Origin of the sequence: Rathayibacter sp. PhB186 (assembly GCF_003751825.1) — a bacterium.
GTDB lineage: Bacteria > Actinomycetota > Actinomycetes > Actinomycetales > Microbacteriaceae > Rathayibacter > Rathayibacter festucae.
On sequence record NZ_RJKO01000014.1, the window covers coordinates 1 to 24,123 of the forward strand.

Below are 24,123 nucleotides of genomic sequence, written 5' to 3' on the forward strand. Positions count from 1 at the left end.
ACCCCTCCATCGTCCAACCACAACGAGCCAGCCACAAGATCCTTTCCCCGCCCTGCGCTGGCGCCGAAGGCGCCCCCTCCGCTCGATACGCCCGCTCGGCGGGCTACTCGATCAGCATGCACTTGCCCGGATGAACAGGGCGCAGCGGTGACTGCCCTCCATGTTGGTCGAGTAGCCCCGCAGGGGCGTATCGAGACCCGCCGTCGTCACGCGTTCGGGTCTGCAGACCCATCCTCAGACGTCGGTGGATCTCGATACGCCCGCTCCGCGGGCTACTCGATCAGCATGGATCCACCCGCACGAACAAGGCGCTCTGTCCGAGGAGACCCAGCTCGGGTCGTCTTCGAGGGCCCCGACGCGCCGCGCCACCGCTCCCCGGTCCTACCCGTGCTCGGCTCCGGGCTCAGCCTCCGCCCAGCTCGCGAGGTAGGGCAGGCGCCGCTCGAGCGCGAAGACCCGGGCGACCTCGGCCGCGTCGGCGCGGCGGCGGGCGGACTCCTCGTCGGTGCCCGACCAGGCGTAGGGGTAGGGGAACGGATCGGTGAGGTGCGCCATCAGGTGCAGCACCATCTCGTCGTCGTCCTCGGCGGTGACGTCGGGGCTCGCGGCGCCGCGCTCGTTCCACTCGGCGCTCCAGCGGCCGGCGGAGTCTCGGCGGGCCGACCAGCGCGGGTCGCCGTCGTAGGCGAGGCGGTCCTCCCGGACGACGGACCAGTGCCGGTCCTGCGACGGCAGCAGCTCGCGCGCGGCCTCGACGACGGAGACGGGCGTCCAGCCGGCGGGGAAGAAGGTGCGCAGCGCGGTCGCCAGGACGAGCGGAGTCGGGAGCGTCGATGCGTCCGCGCGGCCGGCGCTCACCAGCGCGCACACCGCGAGGGTCTCCGGGTGCGGTCCCCCGGAGGCGCGGCCGAGCTCGGCCAGGTGGATCGCGAGGGAGCGGTGGAACGCGGCCGAGGCCTCCGCATCGGCGAACGGCGGGGCGGGGATGCGGCGGTCGAGCCGTATCCGGGGGATGTGGCGCACGGCGGCTCCTCTGGTCGGTCGGGTCTCAGGTCACGGCTGCCGAGCGGCGCGCGGCCGCAGGCCGTCGAGCAGCACGTCGAGCAGCACCGCCCGGTCGGCGGGAGAGCCGAGGCGGACGGCGTGCTCGATGCCGCAGACGAGGTGCTCGAGGTGGTCGATCGTGAGGTCGGGGCGGACGGCGCCGGCGGTGCGCGCCGCCGCGAGCACGGTCGCGAAGGACTCGAAGATCTCGCGCTTGGCCGCGCGGACGGACTCGGCCTCGTCCTCCGGCGAGAGCAGCACCGCCTGGAGACCGCCGTCGGACAGCTGGAGGTCGAGCGCCTCGCGCAGGTAGACGGCGAGGGCGGCGCCGCGGTCGGGCAGGGCGGCGGCGCGGCGCGAGACGGCGAGCATCGCGTCGAGGGTGTCGGCGGAGAGGGCCTCGACGAGGGCGTGGACGGTCGGGAAGTGCCGGTAGACGGTGGCGACGCCGACCCCGGCCTCGCGGGCGACCTCGTTCAGCCGCAGCGTGCCCCGGTCGTGGGTCCGCGCGACCTCGAGGATGCGCGCGCGGCTCCGCGCGGCGTCGGATCGGAGGACTGGCATGCGCCCCATCCTACGCAAGCGGATGAGTCATCCGTTTCGTGCTAGCGTCCGATGCGGATAGATCATCCGCTTCGAGAGACGAGGACCGCATGACGAGCGAACACCCGAGCTGGGACACCGGCAGACTCCCCGACCAGACCGGGCGCACCGTCGTCGTGACCGGTGCGACCGCGGGCATCGGCTACTTCGCCGCCGAGCAGCTGGCCGGCGCCGGCGCGGACGTCGTCCTGGCGTCGCGCTCGGCGGGCAAGCTCCGGCGGGCGGCGGACACCCTCCGCGGCGTGGTCCCGCAGGCCCGGGTCCGGACCGTCGTGCTCGAGCTCGGCTCGTCCGCCTCCGTCGATCGGACCGCCGTGGAGCTCGCCGCGCTGCCCCGCCTCGACGGGATCCTGCTCAACGGCGGCGCGATGAGCATGGACCCGCGCGCGGTCACCGAGGACGGGCTGCCGCTGCTGCTCGGCACGCACGTCGCCGCCAATGCGCGACTGGTCGCGCGACTGCTGCCCGCACTCGCGGCCACCGCGGCCGAGCACGGCGGCCGGAGCCGGATCGTGCACACGTCGACCGGGTTCGTGCAGCAGTTCCCGATGCGGGTGGACGACCTGCGCCGGGTCCCGCGGGTGGGCATCAGCGCCTACACGAAAGCCAAGACGGCGACCGAGATCTGGGCTTTCGAGCTCGACCGCCGGCTGCGCGTCGCGGGCGTCCCGGTCGCGTCGATCGTCACGCGGCCCGGAGTGGGCGTCGATGCGAAGACCCCGGAGCGGCAGGGGATCCGCGATTCGACCGCCCCCTACCAGCGCAATCCGTACACGCCGTGGGCGCAGGGCAAGGACACCGCCGCCTGGTCGGCCGTGCGGGCGCTCACCGATCCTCAGCTGCAGGGCGGGGAGTACGTCTCCCCGGGGGGCCGCCTGCGGGGAGCGCCCGTGCTCGTCGCGCCGCCGGCCCGGACCGCCGCTCCCCCGGCGGACGCGGCCGACCGGCTCTGGCGCCAGGTCGAGGAGCTCGCGGGGGTCGGCGTCGACCTCTGAGGCGTGACCCGCGGTCAGCCCTCGAGCCAGTCGAGGGCTGCCGTGAGCAGCCGCACGTGCCCGGCCGAGGAGTACGACGCGGCGTCGTGGCCGAGCGCGTCGTAGACGGTGCGGCCGCCGCCCTCGCGCTCGAGCGCCCAGGCGATCGGGTGCCGCTCGCCGTCGTGCTCGTGCGTCGCGAGGATGCGGGCGGCGTCCGCGACCTCGAGCCAGGAGTAGCGCTCGTCCTGCACATCGAAGTCGGCGAGGCCCGCGGTGATCGGATGCGCGCCCGCGGCCATCGCGATGCGGGCGGGTCCGTAGTCCGGGTGCATGGTCGTGCCGCGGACCCAGCGTCCGCCGAGGAGCGTCGCCCACTCCGGGGAGTCCCCGAAGCTCGTGGAGCTGACGTGGATCCCGAGCACCGGGACCGCCGACCGGTCGAGCAGGGCGAGCGCCGCCGCCCCCTCGGCGAGCGGGCTCGCGCCGCCGTCGCGCGGCTGGCCGACGTCGACGACGAGCAGGTCCGGCAGCGGCGCGCGCCCGGTGCCGAGATCGGCGAGCGCCTGGTCGACGTCGCCGCGGATCTCGACCTGGTGCCCGCGCGCCGAGAGCAGCGCGGCCAGGGCGGCCGCGGTCTCCGCGAAGGGGTGCCAGGGATCGGCGTAGCGGCCGTCGCCGCGGAGGAGCAGGGCGGTCACGGCAGCTCCGTTCTCGAGCGGACATCGGTCGCGGCAGCGCGGTCAGCTCGCGCGCGGCATGCGGAGGTCCGAAGACCGCATCCGCCGAGCCGTATCGTCCCACGCGGGTTCCGCGAACTCGCTCTCGTGGAGTGCAGCCGCACAACATCAGCTGAGAGTGGAGGGCCTCCGCTGTCAGGGGAGGCCGGTCCGTTCTGGCTGATGTTGTGCGCGCCGATCCCCTCGCCGGCCGCGGCGAGTCGCCGCCCGGCCCCCGCGACTCTCCGAAAGTTGCGGTAGTGGCGCGCGACTACCGCAACTTCTGGGGAGTCGAGGAGGGATGCAGGCCCGGCGTCAGAACGACGGGGCGCGGGCGATCCAGCCCGTCGCCTCCTCCAGGGCGCGGGTCACCGCCAGCAGCTGGGCCTCGCGGCCGTGGCGGCCGACGACCTGGACGCCGACGGGGAGGCCGTCGGGGGTGAAGCCGGCCGAGGTGACGACGACCGGGTGGGCCGTGAGCGTCAGGCGGTTGGCGAGCATCTGCCAGGTGAAGTAGCGGTCGAAGTCGTGGCCGTCGACGGACGGCACCCACTCGAGCTCCGCAGGTGGCGCGACGACGGGGGTCGCCGGCAGGATCAGCACGTCGTGCGTCTCGAGGACGCGGGCGGTGTCGCGGAAGAGGCGGGTGCGGCGCTCGTAGGCGTCGGCGAGTTGCGTCGCCGACATCGCTCGGCCCTGCTCGACGTTGCGGACGTAGTCGGGGCGGAAGCCGGTGGCGCCCGCGTCGACGGCGTGCCGGCCGCCGAGGAAGAACTCGAAGGTCTCGATGGTCTCCCAGGCCTCGTCGGCGCCGGCGAAGTCGGGCTCGTCCGCGTCGAGCACGGCGCCGAGTCCGGACAGCTGCGCGGCGAACGCGGCGTGCACGGCGCGCACGTCGGGGTCGATCGGCAGCCCGCCGGCGTCGTCGCTCCAGGCGATCCGCAGCCCGTCGACCGCGACCGGGCGCGCCGCGTGCACCGGCAGCGACGACAGCGGCCAGACGCTCTTCTCGACCGAGAGCGCGTCGAGGAAGAGGGCGGCGTCGGCGGAGTCGCGGGCCATCGGGCCGGTCACGCCGTGCGGGGTCCAGGCGTTGCCGGTGCGACCGCTCGCCACGCGGCCAGGGCTCGGCCGAACGCCGACGACGTTGCAGAACGCGGCCGGGTAGCGCAGGCTGCCGCCGCTGTCGGAGCCGTCGGCGATCGGCAGCATCCGCGCGGCGAGGGCGGCGGCTGCGCCTCCGCTCGACCCGCCGGCGTGCCGCGAGAGGTCCCACGGGTTCACGGTGGTGCCGAAGACCGGGTTGAAGGTCAGCACCCCCTGGCCCATCTCGGGGGTGTTGGTCTTGCCGATGATCAGGGCGCCGGACTCGCGCAGCAGCGTGGCGAGGACGCTGTCGTGCGCGGCGGGCGCGGCGTCGGCGAAGGCGGCGGAGCCGTTCGTCGTCGGGAAGCCGGCGACGTCCATCAGGTCCTTCACCGCGGTCGGCAGGCCGTGCAGCGGCGGCAGCGCCTCGCCGGCCGCGAGCGCCTCGGCGGTACGGCGGTCGGCGGCCTCCGCGGCGGCGAGCGAGACCGAGTCGGGCTGCTGCGAGACGACGGCGCGAATGGCAGGGTTCCGCTCCTCGATCCGCTCCAGGTGCGCGCGCATCACCTCGACGGCCGAGACCTCGCGGGAGGCGACGGCCGCGGCGAGCGCGACGGCCGAGCTGTCGGCGAGGTGCTCAGCCAGGCCCGCCATCAGCGGCCGCCCTCGTGCCCGTGCTGCTGCTCGGCGTGCTCGTGCCCGGCGTGGGCGTCCGACGCTCCATCGGTGTGGCACGCGTGCGCATCGCCCGAGCCCCCCGGCGCGCAGTGCGCCGACTCCGACGCCGGCACGTCGAGCGACGGGTTGCGGTCGAAGAAGCCGTCCGGCTCCAGCCGCAGGCTGATCCGGTCGACGGGCATGATCGGCCACTGCTCCGGCCGCGGGAAGTGGTGCACGCCGAGGACCGGCCAGAGCACGAGGCGCTCGTTCTCGAGCGAGCGGTCGGCCTGCTGCCAGACGTGCACGCCGTCGTCGCCGAGCTCGCCCTGGTTGGGGTACTCGCCGGCGATGAAGCGCTGCTCCGGGTCGAAGGCGCTCGCCCAGAGGTGCTGCCCGACGAAGGGCGCCTTCCGCTCGACGACGCTGCCCGGGCGGGCGTAGAGCTGCGCGGTGTTCTGCAGTGCGAGGCGGTAGGCGGTCGCCTCGCCGTAGCGGTTCTGCGCCGACTCGCTCTCGATCCGCCAGTGCAGGGCGCGCGACGGGTCGGCGCGGCGGGCGGCCACCGACTCCGAGGCCAGCGGCGTCTCGACGGCGAGGCAGGCGTTGCCGTAGGGGTTGGTCGTCTCGTCGGGGTCGGCCTCGGCGTGCACCTCGACCAGGCGGTTGAGCGGGCCGTCGATCGCGGTGTCGAGGCGGACCGCGAAGTAGTGCTGGTGGATCGGCGCCTGCACGTTCGGCGCGACCATCCGCCCCGAGCGCGGCGACTCGCCGTCGGCGATGCCGCTGACCGACATCAGTCCGGTCAGCTTCACCTCGAGCTCGACCGAGCCGTCCTGGTGCAGCGACCAGTAGAAGCCGTAGTCGTAGTTCGCGACGGTCGCGAAGCTGGAGATCACCAGGCGGCGGCTGCGGCGCACCTCGGCGCTGCCGGTGCGGGTGTTCACGTGCTTCCAGAGGATCGAGTCGTCCTCCTCGTGCAGGCAGATGCCGTTGACGATGGTCTGCGGCTCGCCGTGGCCGTCGAGGTAGTCGACGTCGAAGTAGCGGATCTCGCCGAGGCAGTCGCAGCCGAGCTCGAGGCTCGCGGTGAGCGGGCCGGCGCCGTACTCGCCCCAGTCGAAGAAGTTCTTGCGGTAGGCGGTCGGGTCGCTGTCGAGGTACGGGACGTACATCTCGTTCACGGCGGCGCGCGCCAGCACCGGTCGCTCGACGTCGCCGTCGCGGTAGGTCAGCTCGTGCAGCACGAGGCCCTCGCGGTGGCTGAAGCCGACCCGGAACGACCAGTTCTGCCACTCGACGCGGTGCCCCTCGATCGCGAAGCCCGGGCCGTCGGCCTGCACGATGTCGAGCTGGGACACCTCGCGGTCGGGGCCCCAGGTGCCGGCGGTGTAGACGCCGGTCTCGCTCGCCATCGGGATCACGCCGTGGTCCTCGATCCGGATCACCTCGAGGGTGTCGAGGTCGAGGATCGGCACGAGGCCGGCGACCGGGCGGGCGTAGCCGTTGTCCTCGGGGAACTCGCGGTACCAGACCGTGCCCCAGCTGAGCCGGCGGTCGGCGAGGTCGTCGGGGACGAAGCCGGTGATCGACTCCGGGTCGACCCAGACCAGCGAGGTGTCGGTGATGCCGCGGAGGGCGAGCGCCTCCGTGAGCAGCGGCGAGTTGCGGGCGGCCTGGGCGATCAGGCGCGCCTCGTCGCTGGAGACGCCGGGGCGGCGGTGGTCGACGTCGGTCCAGACCTCGACGATCGCGGGGCTGTCGGGGCCGGCGGTCCAGCCGCGCACCTCCCAGGCGGCGCGGGCGTCCGGGTCGAGCACGACCAGGCGGACGGGGCGGGCGCCGCCGGGCGCGATGCCGCGGGCCTTCTCCTCGTCGAGGCTGATGCCCCAGAAGCGCGGGCGGGCACCGATCCGATCGCTCGCGCGGACGGCGGCGACGAAGGACGCGATCTCGGCGGCGACGAGGGGGTCGAGGGAGTGCGCAGTGGTGGTCGTGGTACTGGTGGAGGGGGCGCTCATGGCGGCGGCGGTCCTTCGGTTCGGGGCGTCAGAGGTGCAGAAGGAGGGGGACTTCAGAGGGAGGAAGAGAGGAGCGGAGTGACGGGGCCGGTCCGTCGAGGCGGGCGCGGTTCCCGGCCGCGACGGTCGAGAGCGGTCAGCCTGCCCCCGCGACGATCGCGCGGCCGTCGGCCCGCGGATCGCTGGCCGCGTCGAGCCGCCCGTCGCGATGCAGCCGCACGAGCTGCACGTGCCCGGCCTCGTCGATCGGCCCGGACGATTCAGCGACCGGAAGCCCGAGCTTTCGCGCCGCCGCGACCGCAGCCGGGACCCCCGGCTCCGCCACCAGCGTCAGCTCCTCGTGCCCGAGATCCCGCGCCCCGACGACGAAGCGCGGCCGCTCGAGCACGGCGGCGGGATCCGCGGCCGGATCGAGCAGCTCGCGCACGAGCTGGGCGAGGATCCACGGCTGGGCGCTGCCGCCCTGGCAGCCGAGGCCGAGCAGGAGGTCCCCGCTCTCGGCGATGACCGGCAGCAGGGTGTGCGGCGGGCGCAGGCCCGGGCCGACACGGCCGGGGTGGGCGGAGTCGGTGCTGAAGGCGGAGCCGCGGTTGTGCAGGACGATGCCGGTGCCGGGGTCGAGGATCCCGGAGCCGAAGAGCTGGTAGACGCTCTGGATCAGAGTGACGACGGTGCCGTCGGTGTCGGCCGCGGTGACCGCGACCGTGTCGCCGAGCGCGCGGCCGGCCCGCGGCAGGGAGCCGCGGGAGAGGGAGCGGGGGTCGAGCATGGCGGCGACGTCGATCGCTCCGCCGCGCGGGTCGCCGAGCGCGGACTGCCGCACGAGCGCCGCGTCGCGGACGGCCTCGACGAGCTGCGCCGTGTCGCCGGAGAGCGCCTCGGGCAGGACGCCGAGCAGCACCACGCCCTGGCTCGGCGGCGGAGCCACCCACCAGCGCACGCCGCCCTCGCGGGAGGCGGCCGGCTCGACCAGCTCGGCCTCGTGCGCGGCGAAGTCCGCGGGGGTGTGCGCACCGCCGAGGGCGGCCAGGCGCGCGGCGAGGGAGTCGGCGATCCGGCCGCGGTAGAACGCTCCGGGATCGTCGACGAGCTCGGTCAGCGAGGCGGCGAGCGCGGGCTGCACCAGCAGGTCGCCCTCGCCGAGGAGCCCGCCGTCGCCGTCGCCGAAGACGCTGCGCATGCCCTCGTCGGCGAGCAGCTCGTCACGGCGCAGGGCGATCGCGCGGCCGAGGCCGGCGGAGATCGGGAAGCCCCCTGCGGCGAGCGTCGCGGCCCGGCGGAGCGGGGTGTCGAGGCCGAGGCGACCGCCCAGACCGGCGATCGCCTGCCAGCCGGCGACCGCGCCGGGGATGGTGACGGTCTGCGGGCCCTGGCGCGGCATCCGCTCCTCGCGGGAGAGCGCCGCGACGTCGATGCCCGCGGGCGCGGCTCCGGCCGAGACCACCGCGACGACGTCCTCGCCGGGGCGGCGGACCAGCGCGATCAGGTCGCCGCCGAGTCCGCACTGGTGCGGGTAGACGACCGTGAGCGCGGTCGCGGCGGCGAGAGCCGCGTCGATCGCGTCGCCGCCGTCGGCGATGGCGCGCGCCGCGGCGTCGAGTGCCGCGGGGTGCGGCGCCGCGACGGCGACGCGGGCGGGAGGCGGGGAGAGGGTCATGCGGTCACCGTCCGGTCCGGGCTGAGGAAGTCGAGGTCGGGGCGGTCGACGCCGTCGACGAGGTCGGCCAGCGCCTCGCCGATCGCGGGGCCGAACTTGAAGCCGTGGCCGGAGCAGGCCGCGGCGACCAGCACCTCGGGCCGGCCGGGCAGCGCGCCGACGACGAAGCGCTTGTCGGGGGTCATCGTGTAGAGGCAGGCGACGGCCTCGCCGCCGGCCGTGTCGATCCCGGGGACGAAGCGACGGAGCAGGCTCTCGAGGTGCGCGATCTCCGCCGCGGTCGGCGGGGCGACGGGCACGGCCGGGTCCCAGACCGGTCCCGCGTCGACGCCGATCTTGGCGCCGGAGCCGGCCGCCTCGGGCAGGCCGAAGACCAGGCCGTCCGGCAGATCGACGGAGAAGCAGCCGAGCGCCGGCGGCTGCGCGGCGCTCTGGCCGGCCGGGACGGTGAGGGTGAGGATCCGCTGCACCTCGAAGAAGCCGGTGGTCTCGGGGAGCAGCCGCTCGACCCAGGCGCCGCCGGAGACGACGAGCCGACGCGCGCGCAGCTCGCCGGCGGAGGTGCGGACGGTGACGACGCCCGCGCTGTCGCCGGTGCCGACGCTCCAGTCGAGCACCTCCTCGTCGAAGCGCAGCTCGGCGCCGGCGGCGGTCGCGGCGGACTGCGCGAAGGCCAGCGCGCGGGCGGCCTCGACGACGCCGGCGTCGGGATCGTGGACGACCCCGTAGTCGGCGGGCGGAGCGAAGGACGTGTCGGGCCGCTCGACCGGCCGGCTGCGCCCGCCCTGCAGCGCCGCCTCGCCGCGGTGCGCGTAGAGCCCGCCGGTCGGGTGCACGAACGGCGCCCCGGCCGCGGCGGACCAGCGGTCCCAACCGCGGAAGGCGCGGTCGACCAGGTCGTTCCAGACCGGGCTCGGGTAGGCGCGGCGGATCATCCGGGTCGCGCCGTGCGACGAGCCGCGGACGTGGCCGGGGCCGAACTGCTCGATCCCCACCACACTGCGCCCGCGCAGGGCGAGCTCGTAGGCGGTCGCGGAGCCGTGGATCCCGAGGCCGACGACGATGGCATCGTGGACGGTGTCGTCGGAGACCGTCACGAGGTCACCCCCGCGACCGCCGTCAGCAGCGCCTCGACGTCCGACTCGTCGGTGTAGACGTGCGGCGACACCCGGACGACGCTCGCGAGGCCGCGCGCGCCGAGGTCCCACTGCGCGTGCGAGGCGGGCACCGCGAGCGAGTCGACGGCCGCCTCGCGCAGCCGCGCCGAGACGGTCTTGCCGGGGACGCCGTCGACGGTGAAGGTCACGATGCCGGACGGCGACACGGGCGGATCCGCCACGGTGACGCCGCCGATCGCGGACAGCTCGGTGCGCAGCCGGGCGCCGAGGGCCACCAGGTGCGCCTCGGTCGCCGCCGTGCCGCGCTCGTGCGCCTCGCGCAGCGCCTCGCCGAGTCCGAGGCGGAGGGCCACCGACGACTCCCAGGTCTCGAGGGCTCTCGCCGTGCCGTCCATCGTCCACTCCTGCTCGCTCGTCCACTGCGAGCCTCGCACGTCGGGCGCCCAGGCCCCGATGCCGTCGAGCAGGCCGCGACGGAGGAAGACCAGCCCGGTTCCGCGCGGCCCGCGGAGGAACTTGCGTCCGGTGGTGACGAGGGCGTCGCAGTCGATCGCGCGGACGTCGATGTCGAGCTGACCGACCGACTGGGTCGCGTCGAGCACCGTGATCGCGCCGTAGCGGCGGGCCAGCGCGCCGATCGCGGCGACCGGCTCGACGAGTCCGGAGGAGGTGGGGACGTGCACGGCGCTGATCACGGTGCGGCCGCTCGCGGTGGCGAGGGCGCTCTCGAGCGCCTCGATGTCGAGGCCGCCGCTGGAGTCGTTGGGGAGGAGCGTCAGGCGGACGCCGTCGTAGCGCTCGAGCGCGAGCAGCCGCAGCGCCTGGCTGACGTAGCTCGAGCGCGGGGCGAGCACGGTGTCGCCGGGGCCGAGGCGGAGGGCGTCGAAGATCGCGCGGAGGCCGCTGGTCGCGCTGTCGAAGAAGGCGATCTCGTCGGCGTCGGCGCCGAGCAGCGCGGCGGCGGCGGCGTAGGCGGCGTCGACCCGGTCGGCGACGGCGTTCGCGGCCTCGTAGCCGCCGATCCGCTGCTCGAGGCGGAGGTGCGCGATGACGGTCTCGAGGACCGAGTCGGTCATCAGGCCCGCGCCGGCCGCGTTGAAGTAGTGCCGGCCGGCCGTGCCGGCGGTGCGAGCGCGCTCGGCGGCCACATCGATGGACGTCCGGGCGGGGGCGCCACCGGTGAGGCCGATCGTCATCTGCAGGTCCCTTCTCGCGGTCGCCGTACCGCCGACCCCTTAATGGATCCCATCGTACGCAGGTTGTATCCATTCTGGCTACTGCCGGATACGCTGGCGGTATGAGCCCCTCCGCCGTTGAGCACTCCGCCGCTGAGCACTCGCCCGAGCAGCACTCCGCCGAGCAGCGCGCCCGCGAGCTCGGCCTCGCGATCCCCGACTACCTCGACCCGCCCTACGGCGGTCGCTACGGCGGCAGCACGCTGCGGGCGTTCCACCGCACCGGCGACCTGCTCGAGCTCAGCGGCATCACCCCGGAGTCGCGCGACGGCGCCCTGCTGCACCCGGGAGCGGTCGGCGTCGACATCACCCTCGAGCAGGCACGGGAGGCGGCCCGCTACACCGCCGTCAACGCGCTCGGCATGATCCGCGCGGCCCTCGGCTCGCTCGACGAGGTCGTCGCCCTCTCGCGCGGCCTCTGCTTCGTGCTGTGCCCGCCCGGCTTCGAGCGCCTCAACGAGGTCTCGAACGCCGCGAGCGACCTCCTCCTCGACGTCTTCGGCCCCGACGCCGGCCGCATGGGCCGCGCCTCGATCGGCGCCACCGCCCTCTCCCGCAGCGCCTGCTTCGAGCTCTGGCTCAGCCTGGAGTGCCGGCCCCGCTGACGCCCCCTCCGGCCGAGGCGTCCTCGAACGGTCGAGACGTCCAGGAGCAGCGGGACGCCTCGACGGTTCGAGGACGCCTCGGCGGCGCACTCCACGTCCATGCCGGGGGCCGCAGGCGGCCGCCCTAAGCTCGAGGGCGTCGGTGGTCGGTGCAGCCCAGCAGGAGGACGAGTCGTGGACGTGGTTCTCGGGGTCGACGTCGGCACGTCCGGCACGAAGGCGATCCTCGTCGGCCTCGACGGGCGGGTGGTCGCCGAGGCGGCCCGTGCGCACGTCGTGGACCGGCCGCGGCAGGGCTGGGTCGAGATGGACTCCGGCGTCTGGTGGGCCGAGTTCCGGAGCCTCGTCGCCGAGCTGACCGCCGCCGCGCCGCACGGGGTCGTCGTCGCGGTCGGCGTCAGCGGCATGGGCCCGTGCGTCCTCCTGACCGACGCGGCCGGACATGAGCTCCGCCCCGCGATCCTCTACGGCGTCGACACCCGCAGCGTCGGGATGCTCGACGAGGTCACCGCGCTGCTCGGCGGCGAGGAGGCGATGCGCGCCCGCACCGGCTCCGGGCTCTCGGCGCAGGCCGCCGGCGTCAAGCTCGCCTGGGTCGCCCGCCACGAGCCGGAGCTCTGGCGCCGCGCCGTCCGCTTCACCATGCCCTCCTCGCGGATCGTCGAGCTGCTCACCGGCGAGTACGTGCTCGACCACCACTCGGCCAGCCAGTGCACGCCGCTCTACGACGTCGCCCGCGAGGAGTGGATCGACGAGTGGGCCGCCCTGCTCGCCCCCGGCCTGCAGCTCCCCCGCCTCGGCTGGCCCGGCGAGACCGCCGGCCGCATCACTCCCGATGCCGCCGCCGCGACCGGGCTGCCGGCCGGCGTGCCCGTGGTCTTCGGCACCATCGACGCCTGGGCCGAGAGCCTCAGCGCCGGGCGCCGGCGACCCGGCCGGGTGTTCCTCCAGTACGGCACGACGATGTTCCTGGTCGCGCCGATGGCCGCCCCGACCCCGCTCGGCGGGATGTGGACGACCGTCGGCGCCGCCCCGGGCGAGCCGACCGCGGCCGGCGGCATGGCCACCTCGGGCGCCGTGACCGACTGGCTGCGCCGGCTGACCGGCGCCTCCTGGGCCGAGCTGCTCGACGAGGCCGCGCGGTCCGGACCGGGCGCCGGCGGGCTGCTCGTGCTGCCCTACTTCGCGGGCGAGCGCTCGCCGTTCGCCGACTCCGACGCGCGCGGCGTGATCGCCGGGCTCGGCGTCGGCTCCACCCGCGGCGACCTCTACCGCGCCGTCCTCGAGGCCACGGCCTTCGCCGTCCGGCACCACCTCGAGGTGCTCCGCGAGCACGGCGTCCGGGTCGAGGCGCTCGTCGGCGCGGGCGGCGGAGTCGCCGCAGAGCTCTGGCCGCAGATCGTCAGCGACGTCTGCGGCCTGGAGCAGGTGATCCCCACGGTCTCGGTCGGCGCGGCCTACGGCTCGGCCGTGCTCGCGGCGGGCCTCGTCACCGAGGTCGACATCGAGGAGTGGAACCCCGCGGCGACGACCCTCGTGCCCGATCCGGCCGTCGCCGCGCTCTACGACGGGCTGTACGCCGACTTCCGCCGGCTCTACCCCGAGACCCGCGCCACCGTGCACCGCCTGGCGCAGCGGAGCCGGGACCTCGGGGCAGGCGGCTGATCTCTAGGCGTCCACGCCCGCCGGCGCGCTGCCGTCGTACCCGCAGATCGCCGCGACCTTGCCCGCCGACGCGCTCGACGGGTCGAACTCGTAGCCGAGCCACTCCCGCGCCATCCGCCGCGCCACCTCGAGCCCGACCACGCGCTGGCCCAGGCAGAGCACCTGCGCGTTGTTCGAGAGCACCGACCGCTCCACCGAGTAGGAGTCGTGCGCCGTCACCGCGCGCACCCCCGGCACCTTGTTCGCCGCGATCGCGACGCCCAGGCCCGTGCCGCAGACCAGGATCGCGCGGTCCGCGGACCCGTCGGCGATCATCCGCGCGGCCGTGACCGCGATGTCCGGGTAGTCGGTGTGGCTCTCCGCATCGACGCCGACGTCGGTCACCAGCGAGACGCGGTCGTCCTTCAGCAGGTCGGCCTTCAGCGCCTCCTTGTAGTCGTGGCCCGCGTCGTCCGATCCGACGACGACCCGATAGGTGGTGGTCATTCCGCTCCTCCTTCTGCAGTGGCTTCCGTGGTGGCATCCGCACCGGCGAGCTCCGCGAGGACGTCGCCGACCGCGGTCAGGATCATCCCCATCGAGGTCGCGCCCGCGTCCGGTGTGCCCAGGCTCTTCTCGGCCAGGGGTCGTGCGCGGCCGACCTTCGGCCGCAGGTCCGCGGTCGCCGCGGCGCGCTCGACGGCGACGCCCGCCGCCTCCCGCCACGCCTCGACCAGCGACGATCCGCCCGCCACCCGCTCGCGCAGCACCCGCGCGAACGGCAGCAGCGCGTCGAGCATGGTCTTGTCGCCCTCGCTCGCGCGCCCGAGATCCACGATCGACTCCGCGAAGGCGTCGACCCCGGCCACGACGTCCGCCGCCGAGTACTCCTCGCACCCGTCGGTCAGCGAGGCGCCGAGCGCCTCGAGCGCCGCGCCCCAGAGCACCCCGGAGGTGCCGCCGGCCTGCTCCGCCCAGGACTGCCCCGCGCGGGACAGCAGCCAGGCGCCGCCCGCGCGCTCCTCGATCCGGTCGAGGCGCCGGGTCGCCGCGCCGATGCCCTTGAGCATCCCGCGGCCGTGATCGCCGTCGCCCGCCACCGCGTCGATCCGCCCGAGGGTCTCCTCCTCGCGCTGCAGCAGCTCGTGCATCCGGGCGAGCGCCGCGCGGACCGTCCCGCCCAGCGTCACGGCCGCATCGGTGGCGGAAGGAGCGGACTCCTCCTCACCCGCCGCGGCGTCCTCGCCCGAGGGCGCCAGCAGCGCCGCGACCGGCGCCGCGACCCGGCGGTAGGCCGGCGTGTAGGCGTCGGCGCGCCAGAAGCGCTCGAGCTCGTCGTCGAGCCACTGCAGCGTCAGCGAGACGCCGCCCATGTCGAGGCTGGTGACCAGCTCGCCGACCTCCGGCTCGACGGTCTGCAGCCCGGCCTCCTCCAGCCGGCGCGCGACGTGGCGCCAGAGCAGGAAGAGCTCCTCGTACTTCGTGGTGCCGAGCCCGTTCAGGATCGGGGCGACGCGCGTCGTGCCGCCCTCCGCCCCCGCACCCTCGGGAACGTCCGCCAGCAGCCGGTCGACGAGCAGGTCCGCCAGCTCCGCCGCGCGCAGCAGCTCGATGTCCTGGATGCCGGGCTCGCCGTGGATCCCGAGCCCGAGACCGAGGTGTCCCTCGGGCACGCTGAACAGCGGCTCGGCGGCACCGGGCATCGTGCAGCCCGAGAACGCGACGCCGAGCGTGCGGGTCGCCGCGTTGCTCGCGTTCCCGACCCGCTCGACCTCGTCGAGGGACAGCCCCTCGGCGGCGGCCGCTCCCATCGCCTTGAACACCGGGAAGTCGCCCGCGATCCCGCGGCGCTTCCCGATCTCCTCCGCCGAGGCGATGTCGTCCGTGACGACGACGATCCGGGTGTCGATCCCCTCCTTGCGCAGCCGCTCGGCCGCGATGCCGAAGTTCATCGTGTCGCCGGCGTAGTTGCCGAAGCTGAACACCACTCCGCGCCCCTGATCGGCCGCCTTCGCCACCGAGTAGGCCTGCGCCGCCGAGGGCGAGGTGAAGATGTTCCCCACCACCGCTCCGGTCGCGAGACCCGGGCCGACCGTGCCGCTGAACGCCGGGTAGTGCCCGGAGCCGCCGCCGATGACGACCGCCACCTGCGGCTCGGCGCCCGCGGTGCGGTGCGCGACCACTCCGCCCGGCACGCCGCGCAGGCGGTCCGCGTAGAGGGAGAGGAAGCCGGCGAGCTGGTCCTCGGCGAACTCGTCGGGGTCGTCGTAGATCGTCGTCATGCCCGTCAGCTCCGGGCGTCGGCCGCGACGACCGCCTCGGTCAGCGACGGCACGATCGAGACCTTGACCGAGCCGCCCTGGCTGTCGGCGACGAGGTCGAGCGCCTCCTGGAACTGCTCGAGCGGGAACTGGTGCGTGCAGATCTCGTCCATCGGCAGCACGCCGCTCTCGAGCAGCTTGATCGCGGCGGGCCAGCAGTTCGGGCCGAGGTGGGCGCCGAGGACGTTGAGCTCCTTGTCGTCGCTGATGATCGACCAGTCGACCGAGGCGTTCGAGCCGAAGACGGAGTACTCGACGTAGGTGCCGAGCTTGCGCAGGATGTTGAGGCCCTGCGAGACCGCGGACGGGTGGCCGGTGGCCTCGATGTAGACGTCGGCGCCGTAGCCGCCGGTGAGCTCCTTGACGACGGCGACCGCGTCCTGCTTCGTGATGTTGATGACGAGGTCGGCGCCGGCCTTGGTGGCGAGCGCGAGCTTCTCGTCGCTCATGTCGAGCGCGATGACCATCTTCGGGTTCTTCTGCCGGGTGCCCGCGATCGCGCCGAGGCCGATCGGGCCGGCGCCGGCGATGACCACGACGTCGTCGAACTGGATGCTGCCGCGCTCGACCGCGTGCATGGCGCAGGACAGCGGCTCGCTGAACGCGGCGACCTGCGGGGCGAGGTCGCGGCTGACGGGGTGGGTGAGCGCGCGGGTCGGGACCAGCACGTACTCGGCCATCGCGCCGTCGAAGCCCTTGAAGCCGAACATGTCGTGCGGTCCGCACATCCAGTAGGCGCCCATCAGGCAGTAGCGGCACTCCCAGCAGGGCACGATCTGCTCGCAGGCGATGCGGTCGCCCAGCGCGACGCCGCGCTTGGCGAGCGCCGCGTCGTCGCCGGCCACGACGGTGCCGACGAACTCGTGGCCCGCGATGCGGTCGCGCTCGGCCCACGCGGGACGGTTCTCGTCGCCCCAGAACTTGGCGGCGCCGTGGTAGCACTTCAGGTCGCTCGCGCAGACGCCGACCGCGTCGACGCGCAGCAGCAGCTCGCCGGCGGCGGGGACCGGCACGGGCACGGTCTCGAGGCGGTAGTCCTCCGGGCCGTGCACGACGACGGCGCGCATGGACTCGGGCACGTCGGAGCCGCCGGACTGCGACGTCTGCGGGGCCGTCTGCGGGGAAGGAGTGGTGATGGTCATGGGAAGCCTCCGAGGGGTTCGCGGGGCCGCTTCGTCGCGGCCTTCCCGAACCTACCTCGTCCAGAACACTTGTCAAGAACAGAATTTCTGTTCTCGACGGCGGCTGGTCGATCCGCCGCCAATGTCGTCGCAGCCCTTGCGGAAATTCTGTGTTGAACATAATTTCTTCTCCGGAGGCGGGTTCGCCCACCTCCCGCAGCGACGGAGCCGCCCCCGGGGGACGCCGTCACGAGCACCACCACGACCAGCACTCCCGACCAGCGAACGGACACCGCGATGACGCGTGCACTCCCTCCCACCACGAGCAGGCCCCCGATCGGCGCCTCCCGGAAGCGCCTGATCCTCGCCGCGGTCGTCGTGGTCGTCCTCGCCGCGATGGCGTTCAGCACCAAGGTCGTCGGCGCCGACTCCGACCTGGGCGCCGGCCCCGCCGACTTCTCGGCCGAGTCCTGGGCCGCCGAGAACTTCCCCGTCATCCAGGAGGGCATCGCCGACCGCGCGGTCGACGCCGCCACCCTCGCCACCGCGATCGCCGCCGACAGCGCGGGCGCCGCGAGCCAGTACGGCGTCCCCGGCGGCACCGGCCCGGAGTTCGCCACCACCTTCACGGGCACCGTCGGCGCCGGCCAGAACGGCATCTACCCGGTCACCGTCGAGGGCGTCCCCGGCGACGTCCTGATCCGCGTGCAGACCGGCCCCGCGATCAACGGCACCGACCTCCGCGACGCCACCGGCACCGTCGAGTTCGGCCAGTTCACCAACCAGATCGACTACCAGGATGCGGCGAGCGCCCTCAACGAGCAGCTGAAGACGACCGTGCTCAACGCGGTCGACACCACGGCGCTCGAGGGGAAGACGATCCAGGTCACCGGCGCGTTCCAGCTGATCAACCCGGCCGGCTGGCTCGTCACGCCGTCCGAGCTGGTGGTCCAGTGAGCACCGCCGAGGCCCCGGTCGCCGGCATCGGCGAGGTCGTCCTCGAGGCCGTCGACGTGGTCAAGACCTACGGCGCGACCCGCGCGCTCAAGGGCGTCGGCTTCTCGGTGCACCGCGGCCAGGTCACCACCCTCTTCGGCGAGAACGGCGCCGGCAAGTCGACGCTGATGAAGATCCTGTCCGGCGTGGAGCAGCCCACGTCGGGCGAGATCGTGCTGAACGGCACCGCGGTCGCCTTCGAGGACACCGTCGACGCCCGCGAGCACGGCGTCTCGATCATCCACCAGGAGCTGAGCCTCGCCCCGAACCTCTCGGTGCGCGACAACATCTTCCTCGGCCGCGAGATCACCGGCCCGTCCGGCGTCGACTACGCCGAGGAGGCGCGCCAGGCCCGCGCGGTGCTCGAGGAGCTCGGCGAGGACATCGATCCGCTGACCCTCGTCGCCGACCTGCGGCTCGGCCAGCAGCAGCTGATCGAGATCGCCCGCGCCCTCTCCGTCGACGCGCGGATCCTGATCATGGACGAGCCGACCAGCGCGCTCAGCGCCGCCGAGGTCGAGGTGCTCTTCACCGTCATCCACGACCTCACCGCCCGCGGCGTCTCCATCGTCTACATCTCGCACCACCTGGAGGAGGCGCTGGAGATCACCGACCACGCCGTCGTCCTCCGCGACGGCTCGGTCACCGCGACCGCCGTCGCCGCCGACATCGACCTCGCCTGGGTCGTCCGCGCGATGGTCGGCGAGGGCTTCGACCTCGGCTCGCCGCCCACCGGCTACCCGTTCGGCGACGTCGCCCTCTCGGTGCGCGGCGTGAGCGTCGCGGATCCGTCGATCCCCGGTCGCGACGTGGTCGACCGCATCGACCTCGACGTCCGCGAGGGCGAGATCGTCTGCCTCTACGGGCTGATGGGCGCCGGCCGCACCGAGCTGCTCGAGGCGATCGCCGGCCGCACCGCCGTCACCGCCGGCACGATCTCGAAGAACGGCCGCGACCTGGCCGGGATGTCGATCGCCGAGCGGATCGGCGCGGGCCTCGGCCTCGTCCCCGAGGACCGCCAGCGCGACGGCCTGGTGCAGACCATGACCGTCGGCCGGAACCTCTCGCTCGCGAGCATCGGCTCCTTCGTGAAGGGGCTGTTCCTCTCCCCCCGCCGCGAGGTCGACCTCGTCACCGACTCGATCCGCACCGTGCACGTGAAGACCGCCGGCGGCGAGGCGATGATCGGCTCGCTCTCCGGCGGCAACCAGCAGAAGGTCGTCATCGGCAAGATGCTGGCCACGCAGCCCGACGTGATCCTGCTCGACGAGCCGAGCCGCGGCATCGACATCGGCGCCAAGGCCGAGGTCTTCCGGCTGCTCTCCGAGCGCGCCCGCGACGGCCTGGCCGTCGTCTACACGACCTCCGAGGTCGGCGAGTGCCTCAGCATCGCCCACCGCATCATCGTGCTGAGCCGAGGCCGGATCGCGGCCGAGTTCGGCTCGGACGTCTCCAAAGAAGACATCATGGCCGCCTCCGGTGAGGCCGTGATCTCGTGACCACTACGGAACGGAAGCCCTCAATGACCTCCACCGCGACCGGGCAGCGACGCCCCGCGCTCTTCAAGGACGGTTTCGACCTCGGACGCCTGCTGCTGCAGGGGCGCGCGTTCTTCGCGCTGATCGCGATCATCGTCGTGTTCTCGATCCTCTCGCCCAACTACTTCACCGTCGGCAACATCCTCACGATGTCCTCGCACGTGGCGGTCTACGCGATCCTCGCGATCGGCATGCTGCTGGTGATCCTCAACGGCGGCATCGACCTCTCGGTCGGCTCGACGCTGGGCTTCTCGGGAGTGATCGCCGGCTTCCTGATGCAGGGCGTGCAGATCGGCGGGAGCACCCTCTACCCCGCGCTCTGGGTCGTGGTCGTGCTCTCCTGCGCGGCCGGCGCGCTGATCGGCCTGATCAACGGGATCCTGGTCGCGCGGTTCAAGGTCGCCCCGTTCGTCGCGACCCTCGGCATGCTCTACGTCGTCCGCGGCGTCGGACTGCTGATGACCAACGGCCTCACCTACAACGACCTCGCGGGGCAGCCCGAGCTCGGCAACACCGGCTTCGACTGGCTCGGCTTCAACCGGCTGCTCGGCCTGCCGATCGGCGTCGTGATCATGATCGTCGTCGCGATCGTGGTCAGCCTCCTGCTCAACCGCACCGTGTTCGGCCGCTGGCTCTACGCCTCGGGCGGCAACGAGCGCGCCTCGGAGCTCTCCGGCGTGCCGGTGAAGCGGGTCAAGGTCCGCGTCTACGTGCTCTCGGGCCTGTTCGCCTCGATCGCCGGGCTGATCCTCTCTTCCGAGCTCACCAGCGCCAGCCCCACGGCCGGCAGCTCCTACGAGCTCACCGCGATCGCCGCCGTCGTCATCGGCGGCGCGGCGCTCACCGGCGGAGTCGGCACCGTCCGCGGCACGCTGCTCGGCGCGTTCGTCATCGGCTTCCTCTCCGACGGCCTCGTCATCATCGGCGTCTCGTCGTACTGGCAGACCGTCTTCACCGGCGCGGTGATCGTCTTCGCGGTCCTGCTGAACGCGGTGCAGTACCGCGGCAAGCCGCGCAAGGGCGGCGGCGGCTCCGGCCCGCGGCCCGCCTCCGACGCGGGTGCTCCGGCGCCCGTCCCCCAGACATCGGGCGCCCCGGCCGCCTAGGCCGGCCTCCCGAGAGAAGACCTCGGTCGGCCACCGCCGATCGGACCACAGTGAAAGGAACAGACCAATGAACCGCAAGCTGGCAACGGTGCTCGCCGCGGGCGCGGGGCTCACCCTCGTCCTGTCCGGATGCTCCTCCGACGCGGGGACCGCGGGAGAGGCCGCCGGCACCCCCGGCGCCTCCGAGGGCGGCCTCATCTCGATCATCGTCAACGACCCGGCCAACCCCTACTGGCAGACCGAGGGCGACGTCGCGTCGGCCGAGGCCGAGGCGCTCGGCTACACGGCCAATGTGGGCGCCTCGAAGGGCGACACCAACACCGAGAGCACCCTGATCGACACCGCGATCACCAACAAGTCGGTCGCGATCATCCTCGACCCGGCCAACGCCTCCGGCTCGGTCGGCGCGGTGAAGAAGGCCGACGCGGCGGGCATCCCCGTGATCCTGGTGAACGCCGAGATCAACGAGACCGGCCTCGCGAAGGCGCAGCTCGTCTCCAACAACGCCCAGGGCGCGGCCCTCGGCGCGCAGCAGTGGGTCGCCGACGTCGGCGACACCGCGAACTACGCGGAGCTGTTCGGATCCCCCTCCGACAACAACGCGCAGACCCGCTCCAACGGCTACGCGACCGTCATCTCGCAGTACCCCGGCCTCGTCGAGGTCGCGAACCAGGTCGGCAACTGGGACCGCACGCAGGGCCACGACAAGATGCAGTCGATCCTGCAGGCCAACCCCGACGTGACCGGCGTGATCTCCGGCAACGACGAGATGGCGCTCGGCGCGATCGCGGCGCTGAAGGAGGCCGGCAAGCTCGAGCAGGTCAAGGTCGGCGGCTTCGACGGCTCGCCCGACGCGGTCGACGCCATCAAGGCCGGCGAGCTGCAGTACACCGTGCTCCAGCCCGTCGCGACCTTCGCGAAGGAGGCCGTCCAGCAGGCCGACTCCTTCCTCCGCACCGGCGAGACCGGCGCCTCGGAGGAGAAGCAGGCCTTCGACTGCATCCTCATCACGAAGGACAACGTCGACAAGATGACGGCCCCCTTCACCCTCTCCGAGTAACCCGCCCGTCTCCCCCCTCTCCGCGAGATGCCACTTGTGAGCGCCTTTCACGGCGTGTCGCGCTCACAAGTGGCATCTCGCGGAGGGGGAGGGGACCTGCACGACGCCGAGGAAGAGGGCACAATGACGCACGTGACTCCGCCGCCCAGCGCCCCCCGGCGCTCCGACACCGTCAGGTTCCCCCTCGACGTCGTCTATCAGGCGGCGCGGATGTACTACCTCGAGGACGCGACCCAGGTCGAGATCGCCGCGCGGCTCGACGTCTCGCGGCCGACCGTCAGCCGCCTCATCGCGGAGGCCCGGCGCCTGGGCCTCGTCCGGATCAGCGTGATCGACCCCTTCGTCGACGAGAACACCGGCCTCGCCGACGCCCTCCGCGAGGCGCTCGGCCTGAACGCCGTGTACCTCGCCCCCGTGACGCACGCCGCCACCCTCGGCCGCGACCTCGCCGTCCCGGTCGCCGCCGCCCTCGCCGACATGCAGCTCGGCGTCGGCGACGCCCTGCTGATGTCGCTCGGCCGCACCGTGCACGACCTGGCCAGCTCGGGGATGCTGCCGCCGCTGCCCGGAGTGACGATCGTCCCCGCCGTCGGCGGCCAGGCCGAGCCGCAGTCCTGGTTCCAGACCAACGAGATCACCCGGATGGCCGCCGCCGCGACCGGCGCCCGCTCCAGCTTCCTCTTCGCGCAGGCCCTGCCCAGCCCGGCGATGCGCTCCGGCCTCGAGGCCGACCCCGCGTTCCTCCAGGTGATGGACCTCTGGAGCAGCGCCAAGGGCGCCCTGCTCGGCATCGGCGCCCCGACCGCCACCCGCCACGAGCTCTCCTCCGGCCTGCCCAGCGACCGGCACCTCTTCGACGAGGCCGCCGGCGACGTCTGCCTCAACTTCTTCCGCGCCGACGGCTCGGCCGTCGAGTTCCCCGGCAGCGAGCGCATGGTCCGCGTCTCCCGCGCCGACCTCGCCGCCCTCCCCCACGCGGTCGGCGTGGCCGTCGGCGTCGACAAGGCCCCGAGCATCCTCGGCGCGGTCCGCGGCGCGCTGATCAACGCGCTGGTCACCGACGCGGTGACGGCCCGCGCGGTCCTCGCGGCGGTCTGACGCCGGCCGCGGGCGGCGGTCAGGCCAGCGTCGTGGGCTCCAGCGTCACGGGGTAGGACAGCGGCGGGAGGTCGACCGCGGTCGGGCAGAAGGACGTCGAGCCGAGATCGACCTGCGTGGTTCCCGGAGCGCCGGGGACCGCGAGCACCATGACGGTCGCGGCCGTCGGCGCGCACGAGCCGGTGGTGTCGGTGAGGAACGTGAGGTAGGCGTGCCCGCCCGGCTCGACCGTGACCGGCTCCCCCGAGAACTGCTCGCCGGAACCCGCCTGGACCACGGTGTCCACCGGGGCGCCGGCGTCGTCGAGGAAGGTCGCCTCCGGAGTGCCCTGCAGCACGCAGGCGCCGGTGCCCGCGTCGGTCAGCTCCACGATCACCGTCACCGTGTCCTGCACCTCGAAGGTGGACGTGGCGGCGAGCGCGCACGCCTCGGCGACCGCCGAGGGCGTGGTCGTCGCGCTCGCGGTGCCGCCCGGAACGGGGCCGGCGGACGCGGTGCCGGCGGACGCAGTGCCGCTGGCAGCGGTGCCGTCCGGAGCGGTTCCGTCCGCATTCGGCGCCGTGCAGCCCGCGATGCCGACGGCGAGGAGGACGGCCACCCCGCCGAGAGCGCACGCACGACCGGGCTTCATCGCGGACCTCGCACGATCATCGGACGCTCCTTCGCAGCACGGCCCCGCCGGAGGCCGCTTCACCGTGCAGGCTCTCCGCGGGCCTCCTCCCAGTGTGCGCGCACGAAGGGAGGAGCGGTAGTGGCCCGCTGACGCAAAACGACAGATGGCGAATAGAGCGCCGGAAACCTACTGTGGAGGGGCGGTCGAGGAGTGGGGGCTCCGGTGACGCCGCGGGTGGACCGACGCGGACGTCGGTGCCGAGGTGCTCTCGGCCGCATCGGGGGACTGCGGCCGGGAGCACCAGCCCTCGCCCCCGGGGATCGACCCGTGGGCCCGCTCCGCCCTACGCTTCGACGATGACACGCACTGACGCGCCGGGTCGTCCTCGCAACACGGTCGGACTGATCGGCTTCCTGCTCGCGGTCCTCCAGACGCTGACGCAGATCCTGCTCGCCGGGGTCACCACCGCGCTACCGGTGCTCGCCTACGGCAACGGCATCGACGCGACGAGCATCGGCGCGCTGTTCACGGGCATCGCCCTCGTTCAGCTGCTCCTCGCCGCCACCACCACCGGGCTCGGCGTCGCCGGCGTGGTCCAGCAGGGACGCCCGCGGATCCTCGCCGCGATCGCCCTGGGTGTCGGGGCGCACGGCGTCCTCGTGGGCCTGGCGACGCTGATCCTGCCCCCGCTGGTCGGACTCGTCCTGCAGTGATCGCGCAGCGGTCTCCGACGGCCGCCGCGTCACCGGCCCGCCGGAGGACGACCGCCCCGCGTCGCCCCCGGTCGTCCGATTCCGGACATGACCGCTAGATGTAGTTCCCCGTGAGGTTGTGGACGCGTTCTGCGGGGGTTGATCCGCCGATTCCGGTGTGGGGTCGGTGGTGATTGTAGTGATGGAGCCAAGCG

General features: G+C 73.8%; 22 protein-coding genes. 9 read left to right on the top strand and 13 right to left on the bottom strand.

What is annotated here, in order from left to right; genetic code table 11:
* Positions 1-381 precede the first annotated feature (381 nt).
* Entirely contained in the window at positions 382-1,023 is a 642-nt protein-coding gene (locus EDF45_RS20765) for a hypothetical protein (protein ID WP_123737743.1), read from the bottom strand.
* A gap of 30 nt (positions 1,024-1,053) precedes the next feature.
* Positions 1,054-1,608 carry a TetR/AcrR family transcriptional regulator gene (locus EDF45_RS20770; protein ID WP_123737744.1) on the bottom strand — a complete coding sequence of 185 codons (555 nt, stop codon included), beginning with the start codon at positions 1,606-1,608 and terminating at the stop codon, positions 1,054-1,056.
* A gap of 89 nt (positions 1,609-1,697) precedes the next feature.
* On the opposite strand from EDF45_RS20770, the gene EDF45_RS20775 reads away from it, so the two are divergent.
* Complete coding sequence (locus EDF45_RS20775) at positions 1,698-2,642, top strand: SDR family NAD(P)-dependent oxidoreductase (RefSeq protein ID WP_123737745.1); 945 nt, start codon at positions 1,698-1,700, stop codon at positions 2,640-2,642.
* A 14-nt stretch (positions 2,643-2,656) separates the two neighbouring features.
* On the opposite strand, the gene EDF45_RS20780 is transcribed toward EDF45_RS20775, so the two are convergent.
* The 6 genes from EDF45_RS20780 to EDF45_RS21645 all read right to left on the bottom strand — a co-directional run bounded on the left by EDF45_RS20780 (position 2,657) and on the right by EDF45_RS21645 (position 11,075).
* Entirely contained in the window at positions 2,657-3,322 is a 666-nt protein-coding gene (locus EDF45_RS20780) for a ThuA domain-containing protein (protein WP_123737746.1), read from the bottom strand.
* A gap of 333 nt (positions 3,323-3,655) precedes the next feature.
* Entirely contained in the window at positions 3,656-5,080 is a 1,425-nt protein-coding gene (locus tag EDF45_RS20785; protein WP_123737747.1) for an amidase, read from the bottom strand.
* A complete protein-coding gene (locus EDF45_RS20790; RefSeq protein ID WP_123737748.1) occupies positions 5,080-7,104 on the bottom strand; it encodes a primary-amine oxidase in 2,025 nt (674 codons plus the stop codon). Before EDF45_RS20790 ends, EDF45_RS20785 begins: the two co-directional genes overlap by 1 nt.
* A 136-nt stretch (positions 7,105-7,240) precedes the next feature.
* Positions 7,241-8,761 (bottom strand): gamma-glutamyltransferase, encoded by a 1,521-nt coding sequence (locus EDF45_RS20795; protein WP_123737749.1) that lies wholly within the window; start codon positions 8,759-8,761, stop codon positions 7,241-7,243.
* Positions 8,758-9,858 (bottom strand): FAD-dependent oxidoreductase, encoded by a 1,101-nt coding sequence (locus EDF45_RS21640; protein ID WP_221181174.1) that lies wholly within the window; start codon positions 9,856-9,858, stop codon positions 8,758-8,760. Before EDF45_RS21640 ends, EDF45_RS20795 begins: the two co-directional genes overlap by 4 nt.
* Complete coding sequence (locus tag EDF45_RS21645; protein ID WP_207901614.1) at positions 9,855-11,075, bottom strand: aminotransferase class V-fold PLP-dependent enzyme; 1,221 nt, start codon at positions 11,073-11,075, stop codon at positions 9,855-9,857. Before EDF45_RS21645 ends, EDF45_RS21640 begins: the two co-directional genes overlap by 4 nt.
* 101 nt (positions 11,076-11,176) lie before the next feature.
* Between EDF45_RS21645 and EDF45_RS20805 the strand changes: the two genes are divergently transcribed.
* Both EDF45_RS20805 and EDF45_RS20810 read left to right on the top strand, forming a co-directional pair.
* Positions 11,177-11,719: a RidA family protein gene (locus EDF45_RS20805; protein WP_123737750.1), complete on the top strand. Its 543-nt coding sequence runs from the start codon at positions 11,177-11,179 to the stop codon at positions 11,717-11,719.
* 174 nt (positions 11,720-11,893) lie between these two features.
* On the top strand, positions 11,894-13,384 hold the full coding sequence (locus EDF45_RS20810) for an FGGY-family carbohydrate kinase (RefSeq protein WP_123737751.1): 1,491 nt from the start codon (positions 11,894-11,896) through the stop codon (positions 13,382-13,384).
* Between the two features lie 3 nt (positions 13,385-13,387).
* Here the strand turns inward: EDF45_RS20810 and EDF45_RS20815 are convergent, their stop codons facing one another.
* From EDF45_RS20815 to EDF45_RS20825, 3 genes are read right to left on the bottom strand one after another with little or no spacing between them, the layout of a single operon-like run.
* A complete protein-coding gene (locus EDF45_RS20815) occupies positions 13,388-13,870 on the bottom strand; it encodes a ribose-5-phosphate isomerase (protein ID WP_123737752.1) in 483 nt (160 codons plus the stop codon).
* On the bottom strand, positions 13,867-15,645 hold the full coding sequence (locus EDF45_RS20820; RefSeq protein WP_123737753.1) for a dihydroxyacetone kinase family protein: 1,779 nt from the start codon (positions 15,643-15,645) through the stop codon (positions 13,867-13,869). Before EDF45_RS20820 ends, EDF45_RS20815 begins: the two co-directional genes overlap by 4 nt.
* Positions 15,646-15,650: 5 nt before the next feature.
* Positions 15,651-16,826: a zinc-binding dehydrogenase gene (locus EDF45_RS20825; RefSeq protein WP_123737754.1), complete on the bottom strand. Its 1,176-nt coding sequence runs from the start codon at positions 16,824-16,826 to the stop codon at positions 15,651-15,653.
* A gap of 276 nt (positions 16,827-17,102) precedes the next feature.
* On the opposite strand from EDF45_RS20825, the gene EDF45_RS20830 reads away from it, so the two are divergent.
* The 5 genes from EDF45_RS20830 to EDF45_RS20850 all read left to right on the top strand — a co-directional run bounded on the left by EDF45_RS20830 (position 17,103) and on the right by EDF45_RS20850 (position 22,603).
* A complete protein-coding gene (locus EDF45_RS20830) occupies positions 17,103-17,762 on the top strand; it encodes a DUF2291 family protein (RefSeq protein ID WP_123737755.1) in 660 nt (219 codons plus the stop codon).
* On the top strand, positions 17,759-19,300 hold the full coding sequence (locus tag EDF45_RS20835; protein WP_123737756.1) for a sugar ABC transporter ATP-binding protein: 1,542 nt from the start codon (positions 17,759-17,761) through the stop codon (positions 19,298-19,300). Before EDF45_RS20830 ends, EDF45_RS20835 begins: the two co-directional genes overlap by 4 nt.
* Positions 19,301-19,323: 23 nt before the next feature.
* Positions 19,324-20,445: an ABC transporter permease gene (locus EDF45_RS20840; RefSeq protein ID WP_123737757.1), complete on the top strand. Its 1,122-nt coding sequence runs from the start codon at positions 19,324-19,326 to the stop codon at positions 20,443-20,445.
* Positions 20,446-20,512: 67 nt separating this feature from the next.
* Positions 20,513-21,505 (top strand): D-ribose ABC transporter substrate-binding protein, encoded by a 993-nt coding sequence (locus tag EDF45_RS20845; RefSeq protein WP_123737758.1) that lies wholly within the window; start codon positions 20,513-20,515, stop codon positions 21,503-21,505.
* Positions 21,506-21,628: 123 nt separating this feature from the next.
* A complete protein-coding gene (locus EDF45_RS20850) occupies positions 21,629-22,603 on the top strand; it encodes a sugar-binding transcriptional regulator (protein ID WP_123737759.1) in 975 nt (324 codons plus the stop codon).
* A 19-nt stretch (positions 22,604-22,622) separates the two neighbouring features.
* Here the strand turns inward: EDF45_RS20850 and EDF45_RS20855 are convergent, their stop codons facing one another.
* Positions 22,623-23,234 (bottom strand): DUF4232 domain-containing protein, encoded by a 612-nt coding sequence (locus tag EDF45_RS20855; protein WP_148060355.1) that lies wholly within the window; start codon positions 23,232-23,234, stop codon positions 22,623-22,625.
* Positions 23,235-23,572: 338 nt separating this feature from the next.
* Here EDF45_RS20855 and EDF45_RS20860 point away from each other — a divergent pair, with 338 nt between their 5' ends.
* A complete protein-coding gene (locus tag EDF45_RS20860) occupies positions 23,573-23,929 on the top strand; it encodes a hypothetical protein (RefSeq protein ID WP_123737761.1) in 357 nt (118 codons plus the stop codon).
* A 94-nt stretch (positions 23,930-24,023) separates the two neighbouring features.
* On the opposite strand, the gene EDF45_RS20865 is transcribed toward EDF45_RS20860, so the two are convergent.
* Positions 24,024-24,123, bottom strand: a 100-nt coding sequence (locus EDF45_RS20865; RefSeq protein WP_148060356.1) for an integrase core domain-containing protein, incomplete at its 5' end; no start/stop codon positions are given.

Bases quoted from the DNA above. Each gene is read 5' to 3' on its own strand.
- EDF45_RS20855 (WP_148060355.1), bottom strand. From the start codon at position 23,234: ATGAAGCCCGGTCGTGCGTGCGCTCTCGGCGGGGTGGCCGTCCTCCTC.
- EDF45_RS21645 (WP_207901614.1), bottom strand. From the start codon at position 11,075: ATGACGATCGGCCTCACCGGTGGCGCCCCCGCCCGGACGTCCATCGAT.
- EDF45_RS20790 (WP_123737748.1), bottom strand. From the start codon at position 7,104: ATGAGCGCCCCCTCCACCAGTACCACGACCACCACTGCGCACTCCCTC.
- EDF45_RS20825 (WP_123737754.1), bottom strand. From the start codon at position 16,826: ATGACCATCACCACTCCTTCCCCGCAGACGGCCCCGCAGACGTCGCAG.
- EDF45_RS20860 (WP_123737761.1), top strand. From the start codon at position 23,573: ATGACACGCACTGACGCGCCGGGTCGTCCTCGCAACACGGTCGGACTG.
- EDF45_RS20850 (WP_123737759.1), top strand. From the start codon at position 21,629: ATGACGCACGTGACTCCGCCGCCCAGCGCCCCCCGGCGCTCCGACACC.
- EDF45_RS20785 (WP_123737747.1), bottom strand. From the start codon at position 5,080: ATGGCGGGCCTGGCTGAGCACCTCGCCGACAGCTCGGCCGTCGCGCTC.
- EDF45_RS20770 (WP_123737744.1), bottom strand. From the start codon at position 1,608: ATGCCAGTCCTCCGATCCGACGCCGCGCGGAGCCGCGCGCGCATCCTC.
- EDF45_RS20775 (WP_123737745.1), top strand. From the start codon at position 1,698: ATGACGAGCGAACACCCGAGCTGGGACACCGGCAGACTCCCCGACCAG.
- EDF45_RS20795 (WP_123737749.1), bottom strand. From the start codon at position 8,761: ATGACCCTCTCCCCGCCTCCCGCCCGCGTCGCCGTCGCGGCGCCGCAC.
- EDF45_RS20820 (WP_123737753.1), bottom strand. From the start codon at position 15,645: ATGACGACGATCTACGACGACCCCGACGAGTTCGCCGAGGACCAGCTC.
- EDF45_RS20815 (WP_123737752.1), bottom strand. From the start codon at position 13,870: ATGACCACCACCTATCGGGTCGTCGTCGGATCGGACGACGCGGGCCAC.
- EDF45_RS20805 (WP_123737750.1), top strand. From the start codon at position 11,177: ATGAGCCCCTCCGCCGTTGAGCACTCCGCCGCTGAGCACTCGCCCGAG.
- EDF45_RS20845 (WP_123737758.1), top strand. From the start codon at position 20,513: ATGAACCGCAAGCTGGCAACGGTGCTCGCCGCGGGCGCGGGGCTCACC.
- EDF45_RS20840 (WP_123737757.1), top strand. From the start codon at position 19,324: ATGACCTCCACCGCGACCGGGCAGCGACGCCCCGCGCTCTTCAAGGAC.
- EDF45_RS20830 (WP_123737755.1), top strand. From the start codon at position 17,103: ATGACGCGTGCACTCCCTCCCACCACGAGCAGGCCCCCGATCGGCGCC.